We start from the raw sequence: 7,131 nt of genomic DNA on the forward strand, positions 1-7,131 counted from the left end.
TGTTAACCCGATCCCGTAGGAGCTGCCGCAGGCTGCGATCTTTTTACAGGAAACTCAATATTCGAGAGCGGCAGGTTTCAGGTACATCCCTTCCTGCGTCATCGCAATCCGGAACTTCAACACGTCACCGGCCTTGAGCGTGATGTTCTGCGAACCCGGTGCGAGCATGCCCGGGTTGCAACCCGGCGCCTGGCCCGGCAGCAGCTTCAGGCGCAGGGACACATTGCCCGGCGGCAGATTGAACGAGGTGCTTTGTTCCTGGAACAACCGCGCCGACAGCTGATCGTGAATGTACACGCCGATCTCGCAGGAGCTCGCAACTTCCAGGCGCTCGCGGGAAATGATCAGCACGCCGTAGTCCAACCCGGCGGCTTGAACTGAAGGTGTCGCGGCAAATAGGCTGAGAAAGCCAAACAGGCTGAGAGCTGACCAGCGCATGGCTGAATCTCCTGATGTCGAGTCATTGATGGACGCAGCTTGGCCGAGCGCGGCGCTGATTGCCAGCCCGGCAGCTCACTTCAGAACTTGACCTTGCCATGATGGCAAGCTCGAGACTGCACGCAACCTCACTCAAGGAGTCATCCCATGCAAGTGTTCAACGTTCAAGGCATGTCCTGTGGTCACTGCGTCAAAGCCATCACCCAGGCGCTGCAAGCCAAGGATCCTGCGGCCAGCGTGCGTATCGATCTGGCTGCGAAAGAAGTCGGCGTCGAGAGCGCTTTGTCGGCGGATCAGGTGATCGCGGTGATCACCGAAGAAGGTTACGAGGCGAAAGTCGCCTGAAGCTTTTTGATAGTTAGCGACCTAACGGAATGTTCAAGGCGTCCATGCGCGGCTAGACTGTGGGGCTGCCGACCCCTGTCCAACTGGATGCCTGATGAATTTCCGTAGCATTTTGATTCTTGGCGCCTTGAGCGCCTTCGGTCCGCTGGCGATCGATTTCTATCTGCCGGCTTTCCCGGCGATGGCGCTCGCCTTCGGCACCGATGAAAAACACGTTCAGCTGACCCTGGCGGCGTATTTCCTTGGCTTGTCCATCGGTCAACTGGCTTATGGCCCGGTGGCGGATCGTTTTGGTCGACGCATTCCCTTGCTGACCGGTGTCGGCTTATTCACCGCGGCCTCTCTGGCCTGTGCCTATGCGCCGAACCTCGAATGGCTGATCGGCGCACGTTTCGTTCAGGCGTTGGGCGGGTGCGCGGGGATGGTGATCGCGCGGGCGATTGTCAGCGATAAATGCGATGCAGTGGGTTCGGCGAAGGTCTTTTCGCAGCTGATGCTGGTGATGGGCCTGGCGCCGATTCTTGCGCCGATGCTGGGTGGGCTGTTGGTCAACACCACGGGCTGGCAGTCGATCTTTCTCGTGTTGACCGGTTTCAGTGCGCTGGCAGGGTTTGCCGTGGCGCTCGGGCTGCCGGAAAGTCTGCCGGCCCATGTGCCGCGTCAACCGTTGTCCGGTGCGTTGAATCAGTACGGTCGACTGTTGTCGGATCCGGTGTTCCTCGGCCACGCCTTGACCGGTGGCATCGCCATCGCCGGGATGTTTGCCTACATCGCCGGTTCACCGTTCGTCTTCATCAAACTTTATGGCGTGCCGCCCGAGCATTTCGGCTGGCTGTTCGGCACCAACGCGGCGGGTTTCATCCTGGTGGCGCAGCTCAATGCACGATTGCTGGCCAAGCGCGGCCCGGCGTTTCTGCTGGCGCGCACCGTGTGGATCTACGTCGGCGCGGGCCTGGCGCTGCTGGCCGTCAGTTCGCTGCACACTGCGCAGCTATGGCCGTTGCTGATTCCGCTGTTTGTCTGCATCGCCAGCCTCGGTTGCATCCTTCCCAACGCCTCGGCCTGCGCGATGAACGGGCAGGGCGCGCGGGCGGGTAGTGCGTCGGCGATGCTCGGTTGCCTGCAATTCAGCGTCGCCGCCGGGGCAGCAGCATTGGTGGGTGTTTTACACGATGGCAGCGCCATGCCGATGGCCATGGTCATCAGCCTGTGCGGAATACTGGTGGTGAGCGTGGCGATGCTCACCCGGCGCTTGCAAAATGCCCGGGCGCTGGCGCAAGCCCAGGTCTGAGGATTGACTCAGCCAGCCGCGCGTTGCTGCTGGTCGGGAAATTGATGAGGGGCGTGCAGGCGCGCTTCAAGGGTTCGGGTGAAGGCGCGGGCTTCGGCTTCGCTACGGAACGTCACAGAATGTTGGTCCAGGCGGACCTGCCACTGGGATTTAGCCACTTCTTTTATCAGGATCTTCATTGCTGACCTCCATATGTAAAAGATTGCATCGCAGAGGTTTCGATTGTAGACCCGAATACGATCGCAATTATGACAACGGTCAACTCTCTGACTGACGGTGTCGTCCTTTACCGGACGACACGTCTGTCAATGTGTTTCAGAATCCTTCAAGCACAATCTTGCCCCTGGATTTGCCGCTCTCCAGAAGTTCGTGGGCGCGACGCAGGTTGGCCGCGTTGATGGTGCCGAAGTGTTCACCCACCGTAGTTTTCAGCGTCCCGGCGTCGATCAGTTCAGCCACGCGGTTAAGCAATTTGTGCTGCTCGATCATGTCTGCGGTTTCGAACAGCGAGCGGGTGTACATGAACTCCCAGTGCAGCGACAGGCTCTTGCGCTTGAGCTTGGTCACGTCCAGCGCCTTTGGATCATCGATCAGGGCCAGTTTGCCTTGCGGCGCCAAAGCCTCGACTAACTGATCCAGGTGGTGATCGGTCTGGGTCAGGCTGGCGACGTGGGTCACCTGATCGACACCCGCGCGTTTGAGTTCTTCGCTCAACGGCTGGCTGTGATCGATCACCAGGTCGGCACCCAGCTCACGAACCCAGCTCTGGGTTTGCGGGCGGGAAGCCGTGCCGATCACTTTCAGCCCGGTGAGTTGGCTGGCCAGTTGCGTAAGAATCGACCCCACACCGCCAGCAGCACCGACGATCAACAGGCTCTGGCCTTCATCGGTTTTGCCTTCACGCACTTGCAGGCGCTCGAAGAGTAATTCCCATGCGGTGATAGCGGTCAGCGGCAGCGCGGCGGCGTCGGCGAAACCGAGGGTCTTCGGCATATGGCCGACGATCCGCTCGTCTACCACGTGCAGTTCGCTGTTGCCGCCCGCGCGGGCGATGGAGCCGGCGTAGAACACGTTGTCGCCGGCCTTGAACAGCGTGACTTCACTGCCGACGGCCTTGACCACGCCGGCCACGTCCCAGCCCAGCACTTTCGGCGTGCCCGCTTCAGGCTGGACGTTCTGGCGGACTTTGGTGTCCACCGGATTGACCGAGATGGCTTTGACTTCCACCAACAGGTCACGCGGGCCGGCAACCGGGTCTGGCAGTTCGATGTCTTGCAGAGCGTTTGAGTCGCTGATTGGCAAGGAGGCGTAGTAGGCAATGGCTTTCATTGGAGCTCCTGAAAAGTAATAAGGAAGGGGGTCATCAGACGATGGAGCGCAGGCGCTTGAGGTCGAAGTGTTCGAGAAAGTCGCCAGCCTTGGCGCGGAAGTTCTGGACATGCGCGCTGGCGTCATGGGCTTGCAGGGCTTCGTCACTGCTCCATTTTTCGATCATGTAGAAAGCGTGAGGATTGGCGAGGTCCTGGTGCAAGTCGTATTGACCGCAACCGGCCTCGGCGCGGGTCGGTTCCAGCAGCGCACGCAGGTGCTGTTCGAGGGCGTCCTGCTGGCCGGCTTTGGCGATGAGGGTGGCGATGGCGGTAAAAGGCTGGGACATGTTCGGCTCCGGGAACGGGATGAATTCGATGGGACGGATGATTGGCTATTTCTCTGCAAGATAAAACCCGCTTAAAGAGCAGTCTCTTTCAATATTTTTTTGATAATCGAGGCTGGAAAATGCTGCGTTTCGATGACTTGCAGTTGTTTGTCCGGGCCGCGGACCTGGGCAGTTTGTCAGCGGCGGCGCGGGGGATGGACATGTCGGCCGCGGTGGCCAGTGCGGCGTTGAAACGCATCGAACAGCAGCTCGCCGCCCGGTTGCTCGCCCGCTCTACCCGCAGCCTGCGGTTGACCGCTGAAGGCGAGGGGTTTCTCGAATACGCTCGGGCTGCCTTGAGCAATCTCGATGAGGGACGGCGTTTATTGGCCAGCGGTCAGGACCAGGTCAGCGGGATTTTGCAGCTCTCGGCGCCTTCGGACTTTGGCCGCAATCTGCTGCTGCCCTGGCTGGACGAGTTTCAGCGTGAGCATCCGAAACTCAGGGTGCGTTTGCTGCTGGGCGACCGTATCGCCGACCTGTTCCGCCAACCGGTGGACATCGCTCTGCGTTACGGCGAGCCGGAAGACTCAAGCCTGGTGGCGCTGCCCATTGCTCCGCAGAACCGCCGCGTGCTCTGTGCCGCCCCGAGTTACCTGGCCCGGCATGGCGAGCCTCGGCAACTGGAGCAACTGGCTCAGCACAACTGCCTGCTGTTCATGCTCGGCAGCCGGGTCCACGACCATTGGAGTTTCCACGACGGCAAACGCGAGGTCAGCCTGACCGTCAGCGGCGATCGTTTCAGCGATGATGCCGATGTCGTGCGTCTGTGGGCTGTGGCAGGTGCCGGGATCGCCTACAAATCCTGGCTCGATGTCGCGGCCGATGTGCTGGCCGGTCGATTGAAAGTGCTCATGCCGGAACTGCTCTGTGAGCGCGCACCGCTGAATTTTCTGTGCGCCCATCGCGCACAATTGAGTAAGCCGGTGAACCTTTTGCGGGAAATGCTCGCCAGCCGATGCGCCCGGTTGAGTAGCCAATATCCGACGTTATCGGGCCCCGATCATTAGTCGCAGGCAAATAGCGAAATTTCACTCAGGAACTATCACCACCAATGGTTTCCCAAGGGCAGGAACCGGCGGTTAACCCGCATATACTAGCGCTCGCCTCATGTACGCACCGTCGATCTCGCAATGGCGAGTCCACGTCCGAGTCAGCCAGGCCCCATGGTCAATCGCCGCGGCTTTGCGAAACCTGCGAAGCAATGGCCTGTGCGATTGGCTGGCTTTGCCCGGTTTATGGCGGTTTCCACGCCTTGGCCGACGACACATTACTGGTCAAGATGTCTCTGAGCAGTAGACGAAACGATTCAACAGGGAGTGAATACATCACATCTGGGGCGTTTGTCCGCCGGAGGTCTGTTGAAAGTCGAAATCCGCGGCCGCAAGCGGTTCTTTCGTCTTGCCGCACCCGAAGTGGGGGCCGCGATTGAGGCACTGGCCAGCGCCACCCTGGCCAGCACGCCTCGGGAAATTCCGGACGTTTTCAAGCGCACGACACCCATCGCCAAACCTCAGGCGGCACCTTCGTCACTCTTGCGCGCCAGGCTTTGCGACGACCATTTGGGCGGCACCCTTGCCGCCGATCTTTACCAGCGTCTGCTGGATGCAGGCTGGATCGAACAGTTCGATCAGCGGGTAATGATCACTCACAAGGGCGCCACGCAATTGGCGACACGGGGTGTGTTCATCCAGGCGCTGGCTCATCGCAACAGCCGAGTCGCCTGCGCTTGTCCGGACTGGAGCGAAAGACGCCCACACATGGGCGGATCACTGGGGGCGGCGTTGCTGCAATTGTTCATGCAGTCAGGTTGGCTGAGCCTGCCCAACGATTCGCGAGCCTTGCAGATCACCGCCGCGGGGCAACGTGAAATCCATCGGTTCGCCAAGGAAACTGAGCTGGAAATGGCGTTCTAGACGCATCGAGATCGACGTCCGAAGCTTCGGGCGTCGTTCAGAGCTGCGAACAGGTCGCATCCAGCAGTAACCCCCAGCGGCTATCGCGCACACTCGTCCGGGGACTTTCGGATTGGGGGAATGTGGCATGGAAACACGAGGCTTCAGCGCGGCAGAACGACTGGAACGGCTGCCCATCAGCGGTTATCACCGGATCATTTTCATCATCATTGCCCTGGCGTTTTTCTTCGACTCCATGGACCTGGCGATGATGACCTTCCTGCTCGGCTCAATCAAAACCGAGTTTGGCCTGAGCACGGCGCAGGCCGGGTTGCTGGCCAGTTCGAGCTTTTTCGGCATGGTTGTGGGGGCGTCACTGTCCGGCATGTTGGCCGACCGCTTCGGGCGCAAACCGGTGTTTCAGTGGAGCATCGTGTTGTGGGGGATCGCCAGCTACCTGTGCTCCACGGCGCAGAACATCGAAACGCTGACGTTGTTTCGAATCCTGTTGGGGATCGGCATGGGCATGGAGTTTCCCATCGCTCAATCGATGCTCTCGGAGCTGATTCCTGCCAAACGGCGCGGGCGTTACATTGCGCTGATGGATGGTTTCTGGCCGCTGGGGTTCGTCGCCGCTGGCGTGCTGTCGTACTTCCTGCTGCCGGTGATTGGCTGGCGGGACATCTTCCTGGTGTTGGCGGTGCCGGCGGTGTTTGTCCTGGCGATTCGCTTTTTCATTCCCGAATCACCGCGCTGGCTGGAACAGGCCGGGCATCATGACATGGCGGACAAGGTCTTGCTGTGCATCGAAGATCGGGTCCGGACATCTCTGGGACGTTCGGATCTGCCTGAGCCGATCCGCCTGCCAAGCGTCGCGAGTACGCCGGGCCATTTCTTTTCCGCATTGCAGCAAATCTGGTCGCCGCTGTACCGCCAGCGCACGATGATGATCTGGAGCGTCTGGTTCTTTGCCTTGCTGGGGTTCTATGGCCTGACGTCCTGGCTCAGTGCCTTGCTGCAGCAGTCGGGTTTTGCCGTGACTCAGTCGGTGTATTACACGGTGCTGATTTCCCTCGGCGGGATTCCCGGTTTCCTGATGGCCGCCTGGCTGGTGGAGCGTTGGGGACGTAAACCGGTGTGCGTGGTGACGTTGCTCGGCGGCGGGGTGATGGCGTTTCTGTATGGTCAGAGCGCGGTATTTGGCGGCAACGTCAGCCTGTTGATTGCATCGGGGCTGCTGATGCAGTTTTTCCTGTTCGGCATGTGGGCGGTGCTTTACACCTACACGCCGGAGTTGTACCCGACATCGGCGCGGGCCACTGGCTCGGGTTTCGCTTCGGCGATTGGCCGCGTGGGTTCGTTGCTCGGGCCAATGGTGACCGGGCTGGTGTTCCCGATGACCGGGCAGGGTGGGGTGTTTGCGCTGGGGGCGATGTGTTTTGCGATTGCGGCGGGGGTGGTGTGGG

At 60.4% G+C, this 7,131-nt stretch carries 8 protein-coding genes and 1 pseudogene; 5 read left to right on the forward strand and 4 right to left on the reverse strand.

What is annotated here, in order from left to right; genetic code table 11:
- Positions 1-54: 54 nt before the first annotated feature.
- Positions 55-438 carry a hypothetical protein gene (locus WLY71_RS06195; RefSeq protein ID WP_347802899.1) on the reverse strand — a complete coding sequence of 128 codons (384 nt, stop codon included), beginning with the start codon at positions 436-438 and terminating at the stop codon, positions 55-57.
- 147 nt (positions 439-585) lie between these two features.
- Here WLY71_RS06195 and WLY71_RS06200 point away from each other — a divergent pair, with 147 nt between their 5' ends.
- Both WLY71_RS06200 and WLY71_RS06205 read left to right on the forward strand, forming a co-directional pair.
- The gene (locus tag WLY71_RS06200) at positions 586-783 is read left to right on the forward strand and encodes a heavy-metal-associated domain-containing protein (RefSeq protein WP_046044719.1); all 198 of its coding nucleotides are present in this window, start codon (positions 586-588) and stop codon (positions 781-783) included.
- Between the two features lie 94 nt (positions 784-877).
- A complete protein-coding gene (locus WLY71_RS06205) occupies positions 878-2,074 on the forward strand; it encodes a multidrug effflux MFS transporter (RefSeq protein ID WP_347802900.1) in 1,197 nt (398 codons plus the stop codon).
- An 8-nt stretch (positions 2,075-2,082) separates the two neighbouring features.
- Here the strand turns inward: WLY71_RS06205 and WLY71_RS06210 are convergent, their stop codons facing one another.
- From WLY71_RS06210 to WLY71_RS06220, 3 genes are all read right to left on the reverse strand, one after another.
- Positions 2,083-2,253, reverse strand: coding sequence for a hypothetical protein (locus WLY71_RS06210; RefSeq protein ID WP_347802901.1), 171 nt, complete (start codon positions 2,251-2,253; stop codon positions 2,083-2,085).
- A gap of 136 nt (positions 2,254-2,389) precedes the next feature.
- Positions 2,390-3,403: a zinc-binding alcohol dehydrogenase family protein gene (locus WLY71_RS06215; protein ID WP_347802902.1), complete on the reverse strand. Its 1,014-nt coding sequence runs from the start codon at positions 3,401-3,403 to the stop codon at positions 2,390-2,392.
- Between the two features lie 34 nt (positions 3,404-3,437).
- Positions 3,438-3,731 carry a putative quinol monooxygenase gene (locus tag WLY71_RS06220; RefSeq protein WP_095127279.1) on the reverse strand — a complete coding sequence of 98 codons (294 nt, stop codon included), beginning with the start codon at positions 3,729-3,731 and terminating at the stop codon, positions 3,438-3,440.
- Between the two features lie 119 nt (positions 3,732-3,850).
- On the opposite strand from WLY71_RS06220, the gene WLY71_RS06225 reads away from it, so the two are divergent.
- The 3 genes and pseudogenes from WLY71_RS06225 to WLY71_RS06235 form a co-directional block, all read left to right on the forward strand.
- On the forward strand, positions 3,851-4,780 hold the full coding sequence (locus WLY71_RS06225) for a LysR family transcriptional regulator (RefSeq protein ID WP_347802903.1): 930 nt from the start codon (positions 3,851-3,853) through the stop codon (positions 4,778-4,780).
- Positions 4,781-5,095: 315 nt separating this feature from the next.
- Positions 5,096-5,686 (forward strand): annotated as a pseudogene (locus tag WLY71_RS06230) (transcriptional regulator); the annotation flags it as partial.
- 127 nt (positions 5,687-5,813) lie between these two features.
- Positions 5,814-7,131: MFS transporter (locus tag WLY71_RS06235; protein WP_347802904.1), on the forward strand; the 1,318-nt coding region annotated here is incomplete at its 3' end.

Source organism: Pseudomonas rossensis (assembly GCF_039888995.1).
GTDB classification, from domain to species: Bacteria; Pseudomonadota; Gammaproteobacteria; order Pseudomonadales; family Pseudomonadaceae; genus Aquipseudomonas; species Aquipseudomonas rossensis.